We start from the raw sequence: 1,209 nt of genomic DNA, 5'->3' as shown, positions 1-1,209 counted from the left end.
GAACATCATCAGCACGAACATGGTGTAGAAACGGCGCAGCCTGAGTATGCACCGACTGAATTGTTACCACAGCTACCGAAACAGACGTTACGTACGCGGGCTACCCAATCGGTTGAAGCGGCAAGCGTTGTTTGTGACGTAGAATCGTTCACAACCACCAACAGCAACGACTTGATCAACGCGATAAAAACTCAAGGTGCAAATTGCATCAACGAGCTGTTCTCTGCTCAAAGCCGAGTGCAAGAAGCGGCGTTTGATTCTGACCACATGTACAACGTGGCAAAGCATACGGTGACTTTGGCGAAGGCCTATACTGGCGGTGGTAGTGATGAGCTTGAAGCCTTGTACTTGTATTTGCGCGCTGGCTATTACGCCGAGTTTTACAACAACAATATCTCGTTTGTTTCTTGGGTCACGCCCGCAGTGCAAGAGGCGGTAGACGCGTTTGTAAACAACGCTAATTTTTACGAAAACAGCGACCCGCACGGCAAGGTATTAAGTGAAGTGATCATCACGATGGACAGTGCGGGGCTGCAACACGCTTATTTACCGCAAGTGACGGAGTGGCTGACGCGCTGGAATGACCAATACGCTCAAAACTGGTACATGCGCAACGCGGTGAATGGGGTGTTCACCATCTTATTTGGTGGTCAGTGGAACGACCAATATTTGCAAACCATCGGTAACCAAACCGAACTTGCAAAAGCATTGGGTTACTTTGCGTTGAGAGAGTCCTCGATAGGAGCGAGCGACGAGTTTATGGTGGCAAATGCGGGTCGCGAATTGGGGCGTCTGACCAAATATTCGGGCAGCGCTGCCACAACGGTGAGTAGCAAGTTAAAAGATATTTTTGCTCGCTACGAGATGTATGGAAAAGGGGATGCCGTTTGGCTTGCTGCTGCGGATACGGTCTCGTACTACGCCGAATGCAGCGAGTACGGAATTTGTGATTTCGAAACCAAGCTCAAAGGTTTGGTGTTATCGCAAACCTACACTTGTAGCCCAACCATCCGTATTTTGTCGCAAAACATGACGCAAGAGCAGCATGTGGCCGCTTGTAGCAAAATGGGTTACGAAGAAGGGTATTTTCATCAATCTTTGGAAACTGGCGAGCAGCCAGTCGCTGATGATCATAATACACAGCTTCAAGTGAATATTTTTGATTCCAGCGATGACTACGGCAAATATGCGGGGCCAATCTTTGATATC

The 1,209-nt window shown here is 48.7% G+C and carries 1 protein-coding gene; it reads left to right on the top strand.

Going from position 1 to position 1,209, the window contains the following annotated elements; translation table 11 throughout:
* A partial coding sequence (locus R7P67_RS25205; RefSeq protein WP_318086371.1) for a M9 family metallopeptidase N-terminal domain-containing protein occupies positions 1-1,209 on the top strand: 1,209 nt, incomplete at both ends.

Source organism: Vibrio sp. Vb0937 (assembly GCF_033338855.1).
The sequence above is the reverse complement of the archived record's forward strand: the minus strand, read 5'-3'. Positions and strand labels throughout refer to the sequence as shown.